At 71.5% G+C, this 16727-nt stretch carries 19 protein-coding genes and 1 pseudogene; 9 read left to right on the forward strand and 11 right to left on the reverse strand.

Going from position 1 to position 16727, the window contains the following annotated elements:
- Positions 1 to 88 precede the first annotated feature (88 nt).
- Positions 89 to 1804, reverse strand: coding sequence for a thiamine pyrophosphate-binding protein (locus AB0I15_RS48600; RefSeq protein ID WP_358112881.1), 1716 nt, complete (start codon positions 1802 to 1804; stop codon positions 89 to 91).
- The gene (locus AB0I15_RS48605) at positions 1801 to 3204 is read right to left on the reverse strand and encodes an aldehyde dehydrogenase family protein (protein WP_358112883.1); all 1404 of its coding nucleotides are present in this window, start codon (positions 3202 to 3204) and stop codon (positions 1801 to 1803) included. The genes AB0I15_RS48600 and AB0I15_RS48605 overlap by 4 nt, the downstream gene beginning before the upstream one ends.
- A gap of 295 nt (positions 3205 to 3499) precedes the next feature.
- Between AB0I15_RS48605 and AB0I15_RS48610 the strand changes: the two genes are divergently transcribed.
- From AB0I15_RS48610 to AB0I15_RS48620, 3 genes are read left to right on the forward strand one after another with little or no spacing between them, the layout of a single operon-like run.
- Positions 3500 to 4231 carry an IclR family transcriptional regulator gene (locus AB0I15_RS48610; protein ID WP_358112885.1) on the forward strand — a complete coding sequence of 244 codons (732 nt, stop codon included), beginning with the start codon at positions 3500 to 3502 and terminating at the stop codon, positions 4229 to 4231.
- A gap of 15 nt (positions 4232 to 4246) precedes the next feature.
- Complete coding sequence (locus AB0I15_RS48615) at positions 4247 to 5404, forward strand: CoA transferase (RefSeq protein WP_358112887.1); 1158 nt, start codon at positions 4247 to 4249, stop codon at positions 5402 to 5404.
- Positions 5401 to 6225: a citryl-CoA lyase gene (locus AB0I15_RS48620; protein ID WP_358112889.1), complete on the forward strand. Its 825-nt coding sequence runs from the start codon at positions 5401 to 5403 to the stop codon at positions 6223 to 6225. Before AB0I15_RS48615 ends, AB0I15_RS48620 begins: the two co-directional genes overlap by 4 nt.
- Here AB0I15_RS48620 and AB0I15_RS48625 read toward each other — a convergent pair.
- From AB0I15_RS48625 to AB0I15_RS48635, 3 genes and pseudogenes are all read right to left on the reverse strand, one after another.
- Complete coding sequence (locus tag AB0I15_RS48625; protein ID WP_358113020.1) at positions 6122 to 6595, reverse strand: hypothetical protein; 474 nt, start codon at positions 6593 to 6595, stop codon at positions 6122 to 6124. The genes AB0I15_RS48620 and AB0I15_RS48625 overlap by 104 nt on opposite strands.
- Positions 6596 to 6609: 14 nt before the next feature.
- A pseudogene (locus AB0I15_RS48630) lies at positions 6610 to 6750 on the reverse strand (PQQ-binding-like beta-propeller repeat protein); the annotation flags it as partial.
- A 20-nt stretch (positions 6751 to 6770) separates the two neighbouring features.
- Entirely contained in the window at positions 6771 to 6956 is a 186-nt protein-coding gene (locus AB0I15_RS48635; RefSeq protein WP_358112891.1) for a hypothetical protein, read from the reverse strand.
- A 175-nt stretch (positions 6957 to 7131) separates the two neighbouring features.
- Here AB0I15_RS48635 and AB0I15_RS48640 point away from each other — a divergent pair, with 175 nt between their 5' ends.
- Positions 7132 to 8073, forward strand: a complete 942-nt coding sequence (locus AB0I15_RS48640) for a ThuA domain-containing protein (RefSeq protein ID WP_358112893.1) — start codon at positions 7132 to 7134, stop codon at positions 8071 to 8073.
- A gap of 39 nt (positions 8074 to 8112) precedes the next feature.
- Here AB0I15_RS48640 and AB0I15_RS48645 read toward each other — a convergent pair whose 3' ends face one another.
- Together AB0I15_RS48645 and AB0I15_RS48650 are read right to left on the reverse strand one after the other, a co-directional pair.
- On the reverse strand, positions 8113 to 8238 hold the full coding sequence (locus AB0I15_RS48645) for a hypothetical protein (RefSeq protein WP_358112895.1): 126 nt from the start codon (positions 8236 to 8238) through the stop codon (positions 8113 to 8115).
- Between the two features lie 134 nt (positions 8239 to 8372).
- Complete coding sequence (locus AB0I15_RS48650) at positions 8373 to 9260, reverse strand: alpha/beta hydrolase (protein WP_358112897.1); 888 nt, start codon at positions 9258 to 9260, stop codon at positions 8373 to 8375.
- A 70-nt stretch (positions 9261 to 9330) separates the two neighbouring features.
- Between AB0I15_RS48650 and AB0I15_RS48655 the strand changes: the two genes are divergently transcribed.
- Entirely contained in the window at positions 9331 to 10290 is a 960-nt protein-coding gene (locus AB0I15_RS48655; protein ID WP_358112899.1) for a DUF5937 family protein, read from the forward strand.
- Positions 10291 to 10335: 45 nt separating this feature from the next.
- Here the strand turns inward: AB0I15_RS48655 and AB0I15_RS48660 are convergent, their stop codons facing one another.
- Entirely contained in the window at positions 10336 to 10608 is a 273-nt protein-coding gene (locus tag AB0I15_RS48660; RefSeq protein WP_358112901.1) for a hypothetical protein, read from the reverse strand.
- A gap of 116 nt (positions 10609 to 10724) precedes the next feature.
- The gene (locus AB0I15_RS48665) at positions 10725 to 11186 is read right to left on the reverse strand and encodes an RICIN domain-containing protein (RefSeq protein WP_358112903.1); all 462 of its coding nucleotides are present in this window, start codon (positions 11184 to 11186) and stop codon (positions 10725 to 10727) included.
- A 222-nt stretch (positions 11187 to 11408) separates the two neighbouring features.
- Between AB0I15_RS48665 and AB0I15_RS48670 the strand changes: the two genes are divergently transcribed.
- The 3 genes from AB0I15_RS48670 to AB0I15_RS48680 all read left to right on the forward strand — a co-directional run bounded on the left by AB0I15_RS48670 (position 11409) and on the right by AB0I15_RS48680 (position 14338).
- On the forward strand, positions 11409 to 12248 hold the full coding sequence (locus tag AB0I15_RS48670; RefSeq protein WP_358112905.1) for a prephenate dehydratase: 840 nt from the start codon (positions 11409 to 11411) through the stop codon (positions 12246 to 12248).
- Positions 12249 to 12414: 166 nt separating this feature from the next.
- Positions 12415 to 13515, forward strand: coding sequence for an NADH:flavin oxidoreductase/NADH oxidase (locus AB0I15_RS48675; protein ID WP_358112907.1), 1101 nt, complete (start codon positions 12415 to 12417; stop codon positions 13513 to 13515).
- 130 nt (positions 13516 to 13645) lie between these two features.
- Positions 13646 to 14338, forward strand: coding sequence for a type 1 glutamine amidotransferase domain-containing protein (locus tag AB0I15_RS48680; protein ID WP_358112909.1), 693 nt, complete (start codon positions 13646 to 13648; stop codon positions 14336 to 14338).
- 42 nt (positions 14339 to 14380) lie between these two features.
- On the opposite strand, the gene AB0I15_RS48685 is transcribed toward AB0I15_RS48680, so the two are convergent.
- Together AB0I15_RS48685 and AB0I15_RS48690 are read right to left on the reverse strand one after the other, a co-directional pair.
- The gene (locus AB0I15_RS48685) at positions 14381 to 14956 is read right to left on the reverse strand and encodes a hypothetical protein (protein WP_358112911.1); all 576 of its coding nucleotides are present in this window, start codon (positions 14954 to 14956) and stop codon (positions 14381 to 14383) included.
- A 302-nt stretch (positions 14957 to 15258) separates the two neighbouring features.
- On the reverse strand, positions 15259 to 16098 hold the full coding sequence (locus AB0I15_RS48690; protein WP_358112913.1) for an NAD(P)H-binding protein: 840 nt from the start codon (positions 16096 to 16098) through the stop codon (positions 15259 to 15261).
- A gap of 65 nt (positions 16099 to 16163) precedes the next feature.
- On the opposite strand from AB0I15_RS48690, the gene AB0I15_RS48695 reads away from it, so the two are divergent.
- Complete coding sequence (locus AB0I15_RS48695; protein ID WP_358112915.1) at positions 16164 to 16667, forward strand: MarR family transcriptional regulator; 504 nt, start codon at positions 16164 to 16166, stop codon at positions 16665 to 16667.
- Positions 16668 to 16727: the final 60 nt, after the last annotated feature.

Here is a 16727-nt window from a genome sequence, read left to right on the forward strand (position 1 = left end):
GGTGAGACTTAATTCACGGACTAGTACGTTCGTTATAACGTCAGGAAGCGGCTCAGGGAATCTCGGATTGACAACGGTTTCGCCCGGGTCAGTCGGTGAAGAGCCCCTGGTAGATGTCCTTGATGTTCCAGTGGCCCGGCGTCGGCACCGGTTCGTTCACCATCGGCACATCGATCACGGCGGGCCGCCGGTTCGTCACGGCCTCGCGCAGCGCCGTGCCGAGGTCGGCGGGCGTGGCGACGGTGTGGCCGTCGGCCCCGCAGGCCCGGGCGAGCGCGGCGAAGTCGGGACTGTACGCCCGGCCGGCCGGGTCGGTGAAGTCGCAGCCGTGGCTGCGGCCGTAGTGCGCCGACTGCAGGTCGGAGATCGTGCCGTGGGAGTGGTTGTTCATCACCACGAAGACGACGGGCGCGCCCTGCTCGACCGCCAGCGGCAGGGCCGGGAGCTGCGCGCTCATGCCGCCGTCGCCGACGAGCGCGACCACCGTCCCGCCGGGCTCGGCGAGCTGGACGCCGACGGCGGCGGCCGGGCCGAAGCCCATCGTGGAGGCGCCGCCCGGCGTGATGAAGCGGCCCTCGGCGGGCAGCTCGTAACATTGGGCGACGCCGTTCTTGTTCCAGCCCACGTCGGTGACCAGGATCGCCTCCGGCGGCAGCGCGTCGCGCAGGTCCTTCAGGATGCGCTCGGGCCGCAGCGGGAAGTCCTCGCTCCTGCCCCGCTCCCGGCTGGCGGCGAACAGCTCCGATCGCGCCTCCAGGATCTGCTTGCGCAGCTCGGGCCTGGCGCGTGCGGCGTGCGAGGTGACCGCGCCGGCGATCGCCTTGACCGCGAGCCGCACGTCGGCGACGGCGCCGATCTCCACCGGATAGTTGCGGCCGATCTCGGCCGGGTCGATGTCGATCTGGATCAGCGTGCCGGCGGAGAAGTCCCACGTGAAGCGGGGGTCCCAGGAGCTGGCGTCGGTCTCGGCGAAGCGTGTCGCGAGCGCGAGCACCACGTCGGCCTCGCGGGCGTACGTGTTGGTGAGCTCCAGCCCCCAGAATCCGGGCATCCCGAGCACCAGCGGGTGCGCGTCGGGGATCGTGCCCTTGGCCATGAGCGAGTGGGCGAGGGGGATGTCGAGATGCTCGGCCAGGCGGATCAGGGCCCCGGACTCCTCGCGCAGCCCGCCGCCCACGTAGATCAGCGGCCGCTCGGCGGCGGCCAGCCGGGCCGCGATCAGCTCCGCCGTGGTCCCGGGCAGGCCGGGCGGGGCCGCGTGGCTGATCGGCGGGAACGGCGCGGCGGGCCGGGAGAAGACGTCCATCGGCACGTTCACCAGCACGGCGCCGGGCCGGCCGGAGGTGGCCGTCCAGAAGGCCCGCTCGACGAAGCGGCCGAGGTCCTGCGCCCGGCGCACATTCCAGGCGCGTTTGACGAACGGCCGGAAGACGCTCGCCTGGTCGGCGTCGGCGTGCAGGTTGATCTCCTGGTGCGGATGCCTGCCGTGGTAGTAGGACGGGATGTCGCCGGAGATCACCACCATCGGCACCGAGTCCAGGGCGGCGGTCATGACACCTGTGGCGGCGTTGGTCAGGCCGGGCCCGACGTGCACCAGCAGCACTCCCGGTCTGCCGGAGGCGCGGGCGTAGCCGTCGGCGGCGTGCGCCGCGGCCTGCTCGTGGCGGGCGATGACGAAACGGATGCGGCTGTCGGCCAGCGCGTCCAGGACGGCGATGTTGGTGTGCCCGCAGGTGCCGAACACGTACTCGACGCCGAGCGCTTCGAGCTGGGCGACGAGGGCGTGGGCGGTGGTGGTGGTCACTCGTCTCCCCAGATGGTCAGGCCCTTGAGCAGGAGGGTCTTGGTCACGGTGAAGTCCTCGATCATCCAGCGGGGCGACTCGCGGCCGATGCCGGAGTCCTTCACGCCGCCGAACGGGACGTGGTCGAGGCGGAAGTTGGAGGAGCCGTTCACGACCAGGCCGCCGACCTCCAGCTCGCGCCAGGCGGTGACGATGCGGCGCACGTCGTGGGTGAACAGTCCGGCCTGCAGTCCGTACGGGCTGCGGTTGCACTCATCGAGCACCTCGCCGAAATCGTCGTAGGGCAGCACGGCCACCAGCGCCCCGAACACCTCCTCGCGCACGACCCGGGCCTCGGCCGGCGGGGCGGCGACCACGGTCGGCGCCATCACCGCGCCCTCGCGCGTGCCGCCGATCGTCACCCGGGCCCCCTGGCCGGCCGCTTCGGCGCTCCAGCGGACCACCCGCTCGGCCGCGTCGTCGTCCACCATCGAGCCGACGTCGGTGCCCGGGTCCAGCGGGTCGCCGACGACCAGGGCCTTCACCTCCGCGGTCAGCGCGTCGGCGAACTCCTCGAACCGGCCGCGCTGGACGTACACCCGCTGGACCGAGATGCAGCTCTGCCCGGAGTTGCTGTAGCCCGTGCGGGCGCACAGCCGCGCGGCGGCCGGCACGTCGGCGTCCTCGCAGACGATGGTCGCGGCGTTGCCGCCGAGTTCGAGCATCACCCGCTTCGGACCGGCGGCGTGGGCGACGGCGTGTCCGGCCGTGACACCGCCGGTGAAGCTGACCACGGCGATCTCCGGCGCGGCACACAGCCGCGCGCCCACGTCACCGCCCCCGTGCAGGATCTGCACCGCCTCCACCGGCATCCCCGCCTCGAGCAGCAGCTCCACCAGGACCGTGGAGACCGCGGGCGCCTGGGGCGGCGGCTTGACGATCGTGGTGTTGCCGGCGGCGAAGGAGGCGGCCAGCTTGTGCGCCAGCAGGTTCGCGGGGGCGTTGAACGGGGTGATCGCCAGCACCGGGCCGGCCGGGGCCCGCCGCGTGATCGCCGTGTTGCCCACCCCGCGGCCCCAGCCCGCCACCGGCAGCACCTCGCCGCCGATCATCCTCGCCTCGGCGGCGGCAACGGACAACGTGTCGGCGACGCGCAGGACCTCGCCACGTCCGTCCTTGAGCGGTTTGCCCAGCTCCAGCGCCAGCAGGCCGGCCAGCCGGTCGCCCTGCGCGGTGACCGTGGCGGCGGCACGTTCCAAGATGTCGGCCCGGGTGGCGGGCGCCAGCCGGGCCACGCGCCCGGCCGCCCGCCGTGCGTAGGTCAGGGCCGTGGTGATGTCATCGGGCCGGGCGGTCCGCGCCCTGCTGACGACGTGGCGCAGGTAAGGGCCCATGCGGTCGGCGTGATCGCCGCTGGTCAACCATTCTCCGGCGACCAAGCAGCCGGCTTCGTGGATGGTGTTCATGGTCGATGACTCCCATTGATCCGCGCAGTGGTTCTCATATTCCGCACTGTGGACTGCCTCACGGTATGAGCACCGTGAAGGTTCTGGCAAGGGGGTCCGGCATTCCGCTTGATGGAGCATATGGACCGCCAAGCGGACTCGGTGTTAGCGTACGGACCACATGAGAGGGTGAGCAGCAGGTTCACCTTCGACTCACAAGTGAGGATCCGTGCCTTCGAACATTCCTGCGGCATCGGCGGAGAGCGGGGGCGTGCGCAGCGTCCAGCGCGCGTTCGACATTCTCTCGCTGTTGTCCGAGGACCGGCGGACGTTGACGATCCGGGAGGTCGTCGACGAGACGGGGCTGGCCAAGACCACCGCCCTGCGGCTGCTGCAGACCCTCGAGCACCTGGGCCTGCTGTGGGCCACGCCCACGGGCTACACGGCGGGGCCGGCCCTGTGGCGCTGGGCGCACCTGGCCCGTTCGGCGTGGGAGCTGCCGCCCGAGACCGTCCAGCTCATGCGCGACCTGGGGGCGCGGCACCGGGAGACCGTCAACCTCTACGTCCTGCGCGACATGCGCCGCATCTGCATCGCCCAGCAGGAGAGCCCGCAGCCCCTCCGCCACGTGGTGCGGGTCGGCGACGAGCTGCCCCTGTGGGCGGGCGCCTCCTCGAAGGTCCTGCTGAGGGACGCGCCGGAGCGGCTGCTCCTGCGGGTGGCCCGCGCCTCTCCCCATGGCGCGGCACACGTGGCCACGTTGCGGGCCTGGATCGATGAGGCGGCGCGCGACGGGTTCGCGGCCAGCCACGGCGAGCGCGAGCCCGGTCTGTCGGCGGTCGCGGTCCCGGTCATGGGCTGCTCAGGCGCGGCCTTGGCGGCGCTGACGCTCAGCGGTCCCACGGTCCGCTTCACCGAAGACCGTGTGGAGGAATTCGCCGCGGATCTGCGCGAGGCCGCCAAGCGCATGTCGGAGCGCGGGTTCGACCATCCTCTGACCTGACTCTATGGAGCGTGAATGCAGCAGTTGCCACTCGACGGCGTCAAGGTCGTCGACCTGACCAACGTCCTGGCCGGGCCGTACTGCAGTTACCAGCTGATGCTGTTCGGCGCGGAGGTGGTCAAGGTGGAGCTGCCCGGCGCCGGGGATCTCGCCCGGCGGCTCGGACCCGACCCGGAGCTCAATCGGGAGCGGATGGGCGCCTCCTTCCTGGCCCAGAACGCCGGCAAGAAGTCGGTCGAGCTCGATCTGAAGAGCCCGGCGGGGCGGGCCGCCTTCGAGTCGATGGTCGCCGGAGCCGACGTCCTGCTGGAGAACTTCCGGGCCGGGGTGCTGGCCAGGCTCGGCTACGGCTGGGACCGCCTGCGCGAACTCAACCCCGGCCTGGTCTACTGCGCGATCTCCGGCTTCGGGCAGAGCGGGCCGATGAGCGGCGCCCCCGCCTACGACCAGATCATCCAAGGGCTGTCCGGCATGATGAGCGTCACCGGCACCCCTGACACCGCCCCGCTGCGGGTGGGATTCCCCATCTGTGACACCATCGGCGGGCTGATGGCCGCCCTGGCGGTCTCCGCCGCGCTGGCCGGACGGCACCGCACCGGACGCGGCTGCTTCCTTGACCTGTCCATGCTGGAGGCGTCGATCTCCGCCATGGGCTGGACCGTCTCCAACTACCTGGTCAGCGGCGTGGAGCCGGAGCCGATGGGCGACCAGAACGCCACCGCCGCTCCGTCCGGCACCTTCGAGGCCGCCGACGGGCCCCTCAACATCGCCGCCAACCAGCAGGTCCAGTTCGAGACCCTGTGCCGGCTCACCGGGCGGCCCGACCTGGCCACCGATCCCCGCTTCGCCGAGAGGGAGGCGCGCAAGATCCACCGGCAGGCCCTCAACCAGGAGCTCAATCAGGCGCTGCGGGCCAAGACCGCGCTGGAGTGGGAGGAGATCCTGTCCGGCGAAGGCGTGCCCGCCGCCCGCATCCTCACCGTCCCGCAGGCGCTCGCGCTCGACCAGGTCCGTCACCGCGGCTTCCTGACGGAGGTGCCGTTCGCGGGAGCGGGCGAGCGGCAGGTCACCGTCTCCGGGAACGGCGTGGTCGTCGACGGCGTCGCCCTGCGCCCCCGCGGGGCCGCCCCGCTGCTCGGCGCGCACAACGACGAGTTCGAGGTCGCGCGATGAGCGAGCGAGCCGGGGCCAACGCCGCGGACACCGGCGCGGACACCGGCGCGGACACCGGTCCCGCCGCCGTGGACGCCGCCCGCGCGGCCGAGGCGGCCGACTGGTGGGCGACCGGCGTGTCCCGGATCGAGCCCGACGTCATCGAGTTGCGCGGGCAGCCGGTTCAGGAGCTCATCGGGCGGATCGGCTTCGCCGAGATGATCTGGCTCATGCTGCGCGGCACTCGGCCCGATCCTCGTCAGGCGGCGTTGCTGGAGGCGGCGCTGGTCTCGTCGGTCGATCACGGGCCCCACGCGCCGTCCATCGCCGTCGCCCGGATGGCCGCCACCTGCGGGGTGGGGCTCAACAACGCCGTCGCCACAGGCGTCAATCTGCTCGGTGACGTGCACGGTGGCGCTGGCGAGCAGTGCGTCACGCTGCTGGAGGAGGTGGTTCAGGACGGCGACGCGGCCGCCGTGGTCGCTCGCCGGCGCGCGCGTGACAAGTACCTGCCCGGGTTCGGGCATCGCTTTCACACCCGCGATCCGCGCCGGGACCCGCTGCTGGGCCTGGCGTCCGAGGCCGTCGCGGCCGGAGTGGTGCCGGGCGCGCACCTGCGAGCCGCGATCGAGGTCGAGCGGCTGATCGCGCCGGTGCCGATGAACATCGACGGCGCGACCGCGGTGATCTACGCCGAGCTGGGCTTCCCCGCGCCCTTGGCGCGCGGGCTCTTCGTGCTCAGCAGATCCGTCGGAATCCTGGCCCACGCCTGGGAGGAGACCGGGCAGGGGCGGCGCAACAAGGGGCCGATCCCGCCGTCCATCCTGCCCACCTGGCTCTGAGCACGACGAAGGTGTGGGTGAAGGACCGGCCGGGTATCAGGACGCCGCTGTCGAATTCGTGCTCGAAGAACGAGACGGCGGCGTGCGCGCCGGCGTTGTCGGCCGGGTTGACGAAGGAGACGGTCGTGCCCCTGGGCACCCGCAGGTGCTGCGGCGACACGGCGTTCTGGGCCACAGTGTCCTCGGTCGCGCCGGGCCGCTGGTTCGCCGCGTCCCAGACCCGTCCGAGGGTGACCGTGGTCCCGGCGACGGCGGCCGTCCTGAGGTCGTTGCGCTTCTTCGGCGGTGCCGGGGCGGGCGCGGGCGCGACCTTGCCGCCCAGCTTGAAGGCCCACTGTTCGTCTGCCTGCCGCCCAGATTCGTCTTCCATCTGAGGGCGCCGGTCCTGCCGTCCACGGCGACGACGTTCTGCTGGGTGGTCTGGACGTACAGGACGCCGTTCTCCACGACGCACGTGCTCTGCTGGGCGGCGGACGTGCTGCCGCCTTCGAGGTCGACGTGCCAGGCGCCGCCGAGTCGCCGCACCGTGCGGGCGGTGATCTGTTTCAGCGGGGAGTGGTGTGATTGCCAAGGTTGCCGCAGACCTTGGGGAAGTCCTTGCCCGTCACGCCCAAGGAGGCCGGCTGCCGCTCCAGCGGCGGCGTGAGGGCCTGGGCGGGCTCCGCGGCGGTGGCGGTGGCGGTGGCGGTCAGCGTGGCTGCCGCGCCGAGGAGGAAGTGACGTCGTCCCACTGGCACCAAACTTTCAGTGGTCCGCTTGGTGGACCACTAGATCCATATGACGGACGCACCATAAGTCCGATCCGGGAGTGAAGGCAAGAGCTTGTCCCGGCGAAGATCCGTGGTTACTCTCAAGCCCTTGAGTGGACCAATCGATCCGCCTGATGGATCGCAACGAGAGGTGCCCATGCGCAGCAAACTCTCCATCGCCGCCACCACCGGAGCGGCGGCCCTCCTGCTCACCGCCACCGCTCCCAGCTCCGCCGCCTCCCCCTCACCGGCGCAGAACCTCGGCGACCCCGACTACGGGGTGTGCCGCGGCACCGACCCCCGCTGCTACCACGACTGGGGCAACTTCGACCCTGCCAAGGGCTACCGGCTGCTCGTCTACAGCCGCACGGCCGGCCCCCGCCACGCCCACCTCGGCACCCCGCTCGCCCCCGGCCTCAACCCGCCGCTCAACGACGACAACGTCGCCGTCAAGGCGATGCTCAAGCTGGGCCAGGAGAACGGCTTCTCCGTCGACTACACCGAGGACGTCGGGCAGCTCTCGGCGGCGGGGCGGCTGCTGCCGTACAACGCGGTGATGTTCCTCAGCACCACCCGCGACGCCCTGGACGACGCCGCGCAGACGGCGCTGCGCCAGTACGTCCGCGCCGGCGGCGGCTTCGTCGGCGTGCACAACGCCTTCGGCACCGAGTACAACTGGCCCTGGTACGAGGGCCTGCTCGGCAACGCCAACTTCTACGACCACAGCGCGAACCAGCCCGGCACCGTGGTCACGGTCGACCGCCGCGATTCCTCCACCCAGGGGCTGCCCCGGACGTGGACCTTCTCCGACGAGTGGTACAACCTGGTCCCCGCCCCCACCCGGGTCCGGGTGCTGGCCGAGGTGGACGAGGACACGCTCGCCCGCGGCGTACGCGGCAACCTCGGCCATCCCGGCCATGGCGAGCACCACCCGGTGAGCTGGTGCCAGTACTACGACGGCGGCAGGGCCTGGCTCACCACCCTCGGCCACGACGTCAGGGCGTGGACCGACGAGCCCATGGACGGCGACCGGTACTTCGTCCAGCACCTGCTGGGCGGCGTCAAGTCCGTACTCGGCATGGCGCCCTTCTGCCGCTGAGCTCCGCGGGCCGGCCCCAGGACGGTGGCGACGGGTCCCTCAGTGCCGGTGGGTCTCGATGCGGGCCGCGGTGCCGTTCGGCGCGGGAGTGAAGATCGTGACCGCGGCCAGGCACACACCCAGGAACGTCAGGAAGGACGCCACCATGATTCGAAGAGACTTCATCTCGCGCAGCTTTCTGGACCCGGGCCATGGCCGGGTAGCCGTGCCCAGGTACGCGCGCCGGCGCTCGCGGGTTCAACGCCATCGAACCTCAGCATGAACGCGGCACGATCGCCACCACCGGCCGCGGGCCGGGACTACGGGCGATCGGCCCTCAGCAGCGGTGGCGCCTCCTGGCCCAGATCGTCCCCGGCCACCAGCAGGAACGCCGAGACGGCGGACACGAACCTCTCGGCGTCGTCGACCCAGGGGAAGTGCCCGGCCCGGGGCTGGACGACCAGTTCGGCGTGCGGGAACAGGCGGGCGTACGCGGCCATGGTGGGCGGAGGCGCTCCCAGGTCGACCTCGCCGGCCAGCACCAGGACGGGCGGCGCGAACCGGGCGAGCGCGGTGCGCGTGGCGTCCGGGTCGAAGGCGCCCGGGGCGTTGAAGGCCGCTATGACCTGCGGGTTCTGCTGCTCCGCGGAGGCCGCGTGATGGGCCTGCGCCGCCTTGTCCCACCGGTCGTAGGAGAACGGCGCGATGCCGTCGCCGTCCGAGGACGCACCGGTCACGAGCGCTTCGAGGGCCGCGAACGCCTCCGGGAACCACGGCTCGTCGCGGCGCAGCCGGGCCGTCTCGAGGCGGAGGTCGCCCGGGATCGTGAGACCGACCGCCCGGACGCTCGGCGTGATCAGCGCGAGCCGGGCGACGCGCCCCGGATGGCGGGCCGCGTACCGCACGGCCAGATTCGCGCCGCCGCAGTGCGCGAGCAGGTCCATCCGGTCCAGGCCCAGGTGCGTGCGCAGGGCCTCCACGTCGGCGACGAGCCGGTCACAACGGCAGGACGCGACGTCCTGGGGCATCGCGGACCGGCCGGTGCCCCGTGAGTCCAGCATGATCAACCGCCGGTGCGCGGACAGGCCGCCGAGGTCGCCGAAGTAGTCGGAGGCCGCTGGACCGCCGGGCAGGCAGAGCACCGGCGCGCCGTCCCCGGACACGTGGAAGGCCAGTTCGGTGCCGTCGTACGAGGTGAAGAATTCCATGTCCGGCAGCCTGGGGCGCGGCGGCGGCGATGGCTATTGTTTAGCCACGGCTACATGATGGGTGGCGCGGATGGCGGTCGAGATCAGGTTCACCGCGGCGTCGGTCGCCAAGGTACGGTTCGCCGTCTCGCCGCTGGGGGAGACGGTGCTCGCCCTCCGGATCCTGCTGGGAACGGGCGGGCACGTGGTGCATCGGCCGTGGGTGCGCAAGGCCCGGCCGCTGCTCGCGGGCGAGTGCGAGCTGCCGCTGCTGCGGGCGCTGATCGCCGGGCCGATGCCGTCGTTCCTGTTCCCGGTGCCGCAGGAGCGGCTGCCGTCGATGGCGGCGGAGCTGGAGCTGCTGCGGGCCACGGAGGAGGCGTTCTTCCGGCGCGAGTACGGCGCGGTCGCGGGCGTACCGGCCGACGAGGCCCCCGAGCCGGCGGCGGTGCTGCCACGGCTGGCGCAGGCGCTCCACCGCTGCCACGACCTGCTGATCGCGCCGCAGTGGGGCCGGATGCGCGCGGTGCTGGAGGCCGACGTCGCCAGGCGGGCGCTCACCCTGGTGGACGGGGGAGTGCAGGCGCTGTTCGCCGAGCTGCACCGGGACATCGCCTGGGACGGCGGCCAACTGGTGGTGCACGGACGGCGCGCCCCGCACGCCGTCTACACGGTGGACGCCGGCGGGCACGGGCTGGTCCTGCTGCCCAGCGTCTTCAACTGGCCGAACGTGGGCGTCGACAAGTCTCCGGTCGCCGCCGCGTCGATCCGCTATCCGGCCGTGGGCGTCGGCCTGCTCTGGGAGCCGCTTCCGCCGGAGCAGGCGGGCCTGTCCACGGTGCTGGGCCACACGCGGGCGGCGCTGCTGGCCGCCCTGGCCGAACCCCTGACGACCGCCGCCCTGGCCGGCCGCCTGGGCATCACCCCGAGCGCGGTCTCACAACACCTGGGCGCACTGCGCGGGGCGGGGCTGGTGTCGACGCAGCGCAAGGGCCGTACGGCGCTTCACCTGCGCACGGAACGAGCGGCCCACCTGCTGGGCGCCGGGTGAAGCCGGTGCCGGCGCACGTTCGGCCGCAGGCGGGCCGGTCACGCGTCAATCCGTGTAGATCTCAAGGTGATAGTCCGCGCCATTGTGGGACCAGTGCTTGCCGCTCCAGGCGGTGCACCGCGACGCCCCTTCCCACTGCTTGCCGGCGCTCATGCAGGCCTTGTAGCCCGCCGTGGTCCGCGGATATGCCGTGACGAACTCCCAGTGTGCCGCCGCACTCGTCGTGGCGCCGGCCGGAGCGGACACGAACACGCTGACGGTGGCCGCTGACACCACGGCAGCGGCGGCCACCGCCACGCTCATGATCTTGTTTCGCATAAGTGAACTGACCTTTCCTTGACTACGCGGCCAGCGTCGCAGTCAAGGCTTCCGAAACGCTTCTCCTTCACTTCACCACCGTCGGACCACTTCACTCCCGGCGGGAGGACGGGCGTCTACGGGCGGACCCGGAACCAGCCCTGCATGCGAAGCCGGTCGCAGCGCTGCAGCTCCACGGCGACGCCCGGGGCGTGCGACTGCCCGATGACGTCCATGCAGTGGCTGCTGGTGCCGCTGACCGCCGAACGGATCAGATCGCCCTCACCCGGCGCGGCCCCGACCACGGTCCACTTCTCGTTGCTGATCGAGTTGCAGGGCCACTGGATGATCGGCGTGCCGTTCGTGGCACCTCCCGCCGCGTCGAGGCACAGGGCGGTGGCCACGCTCTGGAACCGGTAGCGGCCGTTGCTCTCGGGCAGGGGGTTCCAGCCCTGGGCGGCGGTGCCGTTGCACGGCATCTGCACGATCGCCGCGCCCTGGCTCCAGAAGTTCGCGGGGTCCGGTTGCAGGCACAGGAAGTCACGGCCGTTCTGGAAGAAGATGGGAGGGTCGGCGGCCCCCTGCGCGGGTGGCGCCATCACGACTACGGCTGCCGCCGCACCCGCGAACAGGAGCGCTGCCGATCTGCGTAACGATCTCAAGCTCTTCTCCAATCCTTCGCGGGGATCTCCCTGAGATCCCCGACGTCAGCTCTCACCGTGTTGGCGTTCCATGCCGTTCCATGCCGAGACGTCCTGACCTGGCCGGGCGAGCGGGCCGCGCCGGACCGGCCGCGTCCGGCCGCGTGGGAAAATGCTGGTGTGACCGCACGACGTATCGCCTACCAGGGCGAGCCCGGCTCGAACTCCCACATGGTGTGCAAGCTCCACTACCCCGACTGGCACACGGTGCCGTGCGCGTCCTTCGAGGACGTGTTCGCGGCGGTGGAGAACGGTGAGGCCGACCTGGCGATGATCCCGATCGACAACTCGATCGCCGGCCGGGTCGCCGACATCCACCACTTCCTGCCGACCTCCGACCTGCACATCATCGGCGAGCACTTCCTGCGTATCCAGTTCAACCTGATGGCGCCCCCGGGTGCGACCCTTGACACGATCAAGGCCGTGCACAGCCACGTGCACGCCCTCGGCCAGTGCCGCCGCATCATCCGCGAGCACGACCTGGTGCCGGTGATCGCCGGTGACACCGCCGGCGCGGCGCGCGAGGTGGCCGAGGCGGACGACCCGACCCAGGCGGCGATCGCGCCGCCGCTCGCGGCGGAGATCTACGGCCTGCACATCCTCGCCCGCGACGTCGAGGACGAGGAGCACAACACCACCCGGTTCGTGGTGCTCAGCCCCGACTTCGTGCAGGCGCCGCGCGGTGAGGGCCCGGTGGTCACCTCGTTCGTCTTCAACGTCCGCAACCTGCCGGCCGCGCTCTACAAGGCGCTCGGCGGCTTCGCGACCAACGGCATCAACATGACCAAGCTGGAGAGCTACATGGTCGGCGGCCACTTCGCGGCCACCCAGTTCCTCGCCGAGGTCGACGGGCATCCCGAGGACCCCGGCCTGAAGAACGCGCTGGAGGAGCTGGCGTTCTTCACCACCGATGTCAAGATCCTCGGGGTCTATCCTGCCGACTCGTTCCGCGCCGGCTGAGCGAAGGACGATCTGCCACCCGCGCCCGCCTATGGTTGCGTGCGCGGGTTACCGGCGGGAATAAACAGCCGGCGAATGCAATTCTTGAGAGCGTTCTTCGTATCGTCGCGTGCGGGTACGCGCCTCTCGCCCGGCGACCTCTCAGGCGCGTACCAGGAGTTCCGCCATGCCCTCCCTGTTCACCCCGGTCACCCTCAGGTCGCTGACCATCCCCAACCGGATCTGGATGGCCGCGATGTGCCAGTACAGCGCGGAGCCGGAGGGTGAGACCACAGGGGCCCCGACCGACTGGCACTTCGCCCACCTCGCCGCGCGCGCCTCCGGGGGGACCGGCCTGATCGTCACCGAGGCCACCGCTGTCAGCCCCGAGGGCCGGATCTCCCCCTACGACCTCGGCATCTGGAACGACGCTCAGGTGACCGCGTTCCAGCGCGTCACGGCGTTCCTGAAGTCGCAGGGGACCGTCCCCGCCATCCAGCTCGGCCACGCCGGGCGCAAGGCGTCCACCGAGCGCACCTGGGTCGACGGCGGGCGCCCGATCGCCCCGGACGAGCCGTACGGCTGGACTCCGCTGGCCCCCAGCGCGATCCCCTTCGGCCCCGCGTCGACGACCCCCGAAGAGCTCACCGCGGAGCGCATCCGTGCCATCGTCCAGGAGTTCGCCGACGCCGCCCGGCGCGCGCTCCAGGCCGGATTCGAGGTCGCCGAGCTCCATGGAGCCCATGGCTACCTGATCCACCAGTTCCTCTCCCCGCACAGCAACCACCGCACCGACGCGTACGGCGGCTCGTTCGAGGGCCGCACCCGCTTCGCCCTGGAGGTCGTCGACGCCGTACGCGCGGTGTGGCCCGAGGAGTCGCCGCTCTTCTTCCGCGTCTCCGCCACCGACTGGCTCACCGAGAACCCCGAGGACGACCGCGACGGCTGGACCGCCGACGACACCGTCCGTTTCGCCAAGGAACTCCATGCTCGCGGCGTGGACCTGATGGACGTCTCCACCGGTGGCATCGCCCCCGGCGCCAAGATCGTGACGGGCCCCCACTACCAGGTGCCCTTCGCCGAACGGGTCCGCAACGAGGCCGGAATGCCCGCCGCGACCGTCGGCATGATCACCGATCCGGCTCAGGCCCAGCAGGTCATCACCGCCGGCCAGGCGGACGCCGTCCTCCTCGGCCGCGAACTCCTGCGCGACCCCTTCTGGGCCCGCCGGGCCGCCAAGGAACTCGGGGGTCAGGTCGGCACCCCCGTCCAGTACCACCGCGCGTGACCGCGCCGGGGGAGACGGTCGTACGCGCTCGCGGTGCCGCCCGCCGTGTGGGCTCGGTCACACGGGTCATAAACTGCCTGGTAGGGGACGTGCACTTACCGCAGTAGAGGTAGACGGGGGCGGTTGTCCGATGGCGAAGCTACTGTTCGTGATGACGGGGACGGCGTACTGGACGCTCAAGGACGGCACGAGGCATGCGACGGGCTACTGGGCCGAGGAGTTCGCGGCCCCGTACAAGGCGCTCACCGAGGCCGGCCACCAGGTCGTGGTCGCCACTCCCGGGGGAGTGGTCCCGACCGTCGACATGATGAGCCTGCGCCCCGAGATGGCCGGCAGCGCGCAGATCGCCCTCGACCTGGAGGCGATCATCCGCGCGGCGGAGGAGATGCGGCGGCCGATCCGGCTGGCGAACGCCCGCCTGGAGGATTACGACGCCGTCTACTGCCCGGGCGGCCATGGCCCGATGGAGGATCTCTGCGTCGACGCCGACGCCGGCCGCTTGCTGACCGAGGCGCTCGCCTCCGGCAAGCCTCTCGCGATCGTCTGCCACGCTCCGGCCGCGATGTTGTCCACCAGGATCCGCGGCGTGTCGCCCTTCGCCGGCTACCGGGTCACCGCGTTCACCAACGAGGAGGAGAACGCGGTCGGGCTCGGGCCGAAGGCGCGCTGGCTGCTGGAGGACGAACTCGTCGACCTGGGCGTCGACTTCAGCAAAGGGGAGGCGTGGAAGCCCTACACGCTGGTCGACCGCAACCTGTTCACCGGGCAGAATCCCGCCTCGGCGGCCGTCCTGGCCGAACGGCTGCTCGAGGTGCTCCCCTAGCGACGCCGGACCAGGCCACGATGCCGGCGCCGGGCGGGGCCGTCAGCCCTTCAGGCGGAACAACTGGTTCGGCTGGCCGTTGAGCGGCTTGCCCTCCAGCAGGGTGCCCACCGTGGTGCCGCTGTCCCTGACGGTCAGCTCCAGGGCGTTCTGGACGCTTTCGAACCGGTGCACGACCACGCCGTTGAGCAGGCGCTGGCGGTCGTTCCAGAAGGTCCGCAGCTCGGGGACGGTCGGGGTGAGATCGTTGAAGTCCGGGCAGACGGCCAGCCGGATGACGTTGCCGTCGAGGGCGCCGCGCATGCAGAGCCCGCTCTGGTCGCCGACGATCTGGGCGACGCTGCCGCCGTTGAAGCGCAGGCGCCATCTCTGCGAGCGCAGGCCCAGGTCCTTCTGCAGGGTCACCTTGGACCCCACGACCGTCCCCTCGGCCGTCAGGACGAGCTGCCCCTGGCCGGGCGGCAGTTGCGGGACGTTCTGCGGGATCATCTGCAGGGGCGGGCCGGTGACCGGGTCGGCCTGGGCCGGTGACGCCGTGAGGGTGGCCGCCGCGGCCATCGCCCCGACGGCGATCGCCATCGTCATTGGCTTGCTCAGGCGCATGGTAGGCATGCTCATGTTGTCCTTCCTCGCAATGGGATCGCCCCGGTGCCGCGAGGCGCGGCACCGGTGTGGGCCCGGGAACAGCGGCGGCAAGAGTGCTCCCGGGGCCTGTGTCCTGCCATGGCACCATCCGAGCGAGCACCGGTCTGCGCCGAACTGCGCGCTCCACCGGCAACCTGGGTCATTGCGCGCACAGGAGACCGGCCTGGGGCGAAGTCGCGAACGCCGACTCCAGCATCTAAAAATCTACATTGTAAAGGGGGGTGGCTCTGAAGATTCTCCTTTCGCAAAACCACAGACAGACCGCAGCCGTGACGTCACGCCCGCCGGCCACCGTCTGCGGTGAAGGCGGCGCGGTGGTCCAGCGCCCAGGTGGCGTACGTCCGCGCTGGCCGCCCCAGCAGCAGCCGTACGTCATCGCTGGTGGGCCCGGCCTCGCGGGCGTAGTCGGCCAGCGAGCCGAGCAGCCGGTCGGGCACCTCGTCGGGCAGGCCGGCGGCGAGCAGGCCGCGGCGTATCGTGTCCGGCGTCGCCTCGGCGAACGACAGCGTCCGGCCGAGCGCCGCGCCGATCGCGGCGACCTTCTCCGGCTGGCTGAGCGACTGCTCGCCGGTGAGCAGGTACGTCTGGCCCGCGTGTCGCGGCTGGGTCAGGGCGAGGGCGGCCACCGCGGCGATGTCGCGCTCGTCGACGGTCGAGGTCCTCGCCTCCGGGTATGCCCCCCGCACGGTCCCGGTCGCCTGGATCTGCCCGGCCCAGGACAGCGTGTTGGCGGCGAAGTCGGTGCAGCGCAGGATCGTCCAGTCCAGGCCGCAACCCTTGGCGGTGTCCTCGGCGGCCTGGAACTGCCGGCGGAAGCGTGCGTGCCCGGCCGGGTACCGCACGGTGACGGCGGACAGCACGACGACCCTGCTCGTGCCGGTCTTGCGGGCGTGGGCCAGGAGGTCGGCGGCGGCGGCTCCGGTGGCGCGCGGGCTGAGCAGGATGGCCTCGACGCCGTCGAGGGTGGTGGCGTCGGCGGGGTGGACGAGCCGTGTGCCCGCGGGGAGGTCGGCGTGCGGGTCGCGGGTGACGGCGGCGACCTGTGCTCCTCCTTCGACGAGGAGCCGTACGGTTTCCCGGCCGACGACGCCGGTGGCGCCGGTGATCATGATCATGGTCAAGTCCTTCCGATGTCGTATGATACGTAAACCATATTAGTTTAGTTCGGGATAGATACAATATGAGTTACGTAACACCCGAGGACCCGCGCACCCGCAGGCAGCTCGCCTCCCAGATCAAGGACGCCCTGCGCGGCCTGCACAACCAGCTGTCGATGCTCAATCGCCAGGTCGGCGTCCAACTCGCCCTCAAAGACATCGACATGGACTGCCTCGACCACATCAGCCGGCACGGGCCGCTGAGCCCGAGCAACCTGGCCCGCCAGGCCGGGCTGCACCCGGCCACCCTGACCGGGATTCTCGACCGGCTGGAACAGGCCGGTTGGATCGCCCGCGAACGCGACCCGGCAGACCGGCGCGCCGTCACCGTCCGGGCGCTGCCCGACCGCGGAGGGGAGATCTACCGGCTGTTCGCCGGCATGAACTCGGCGGTGGACTCGATCTGCGCCGAATACGACGAGCAGCAGCTCAAGCTGCTCGCCGACTTCCTGCGCCGGACGACCGACGCCGGGCTCGTCGCGACCCGCGACCTCACGTCCGGCAGCGGTGATCGACCAGCGGAGTGACGGCCACTTCGTGTCCCAGGCGCGCCAAGGACACGGTGGCGCCCCACGATCAACGGCGTG

The sequence above is a fragment of the Nonomuraea sp. NPDC050643 genome (assembly GCF_040654715.1).
Classification (GTDB): Bacteria; Actinomycetota; Actinomycetes; order Streptosporangiales; family Streptosporangiaceae; genus Nonomuraea.

Bases quoted from the DNA above. Each gene is read 5' to 3' on its own strand.
- AB0I15_RS48615 (WP_358112887.1), top strand. From the start codon at position 4,247: ATGCAGCAGTTGCCACTCGACGGCGTCAAGGTCGTCGACCTGACCAAC.
- AB0I15_RS48620 (WP_358112889.1), top strand. From the start codon at position 5,401: ATGAGCGAGCGAGCCGGGGCCAACGCCGCGGACACCGGCGCGGACACC.
- AB0I15_RS48625 (WP_358113020.1), bottom strand. From the start codon at position 6,595: ATGGAAGACGAATCTGGGCGGCAGGCAGACGAACAGTGGGCCTTCAAG.
- AB0I15_RS48640 (WP_358112893.1), top strand. From the start codon at position 7,132: ATGCGCAGCAAACTCTCCATCGCCGCCACCACCGGAGCGGCGGCCCTC.
- AB0I15_RS48645 (WP_358112895.1), bottom strand. From the start codon at position 8,238: ATGAAGTCTCTTCGAATCATGGTGGCGTCCTTCCTGACGTTCCTGGGT.
- AB0I15_RS48650 (WP_358112897.1), bottom strand. From the start codon at position 9,260: ATGGAATTCTTCACCTCGTACGACGGCACCGAACTGGCCTTCCACGTG.
- AB0I15_RS48655 (WP_358112899.1), top strand. From the start codon at position 9,331: ATGGCGGTCGAGATCAGGTTCACCGCGGCGTCGGTCGCCAAGGTACGG.
- AB0I15_RS48660 (WP_358112901.1), bottom strand. From the start codon at position 10,608: ATGCGAAACAAGATCATGAGCGTGGCGGTGGCCGCCGCTGCCGTGGTG.
- AB0I15_RS48665 (WP_358112903.1), bottom strand. From the start codon at position 11,186: ATGGCGCCACCCGCGCAGGGGGCCGCCGACCCTCCCATCTTCTTCCAG.
- AB0I15_RS48675 (WP_358112907.1), top strand. From the start codon at position 12,415: ATGCCCTCCCTGTTCACCCCGGTCACCCTCAGGTCGCTGACCATCCCC.
- AB0I15_RS48680 (WP_358112909.1), top strand. From the start codon at position 13,646: ATGGCGAAGCTACTGTTCGTGATGACGGGGACGGCGTACTGGACGCTC.
- AB0I15_RS48685 (WP_358112911.1), bottom strand. From the start codon at position 14,956: ATGAGCATGCCTACCATGCGCCTGAGCAAGCCAATGACGATGGCGATC.
- AB0I15_RS48690 (WP_358112913.1), bottom strand. From the start codon at position 16,098: ATGATCATGATCACCGGCGCCACCGGCGTCGTCGGCCGGGAAACCGTA.
- AB0I15_RS48695 (WP_358112915.1), top strand. From the start codon at position 16,164: ATGAGTTACGTAACACCCGAGGACCCGCGCACCCGCAGGCAGCTCGCC.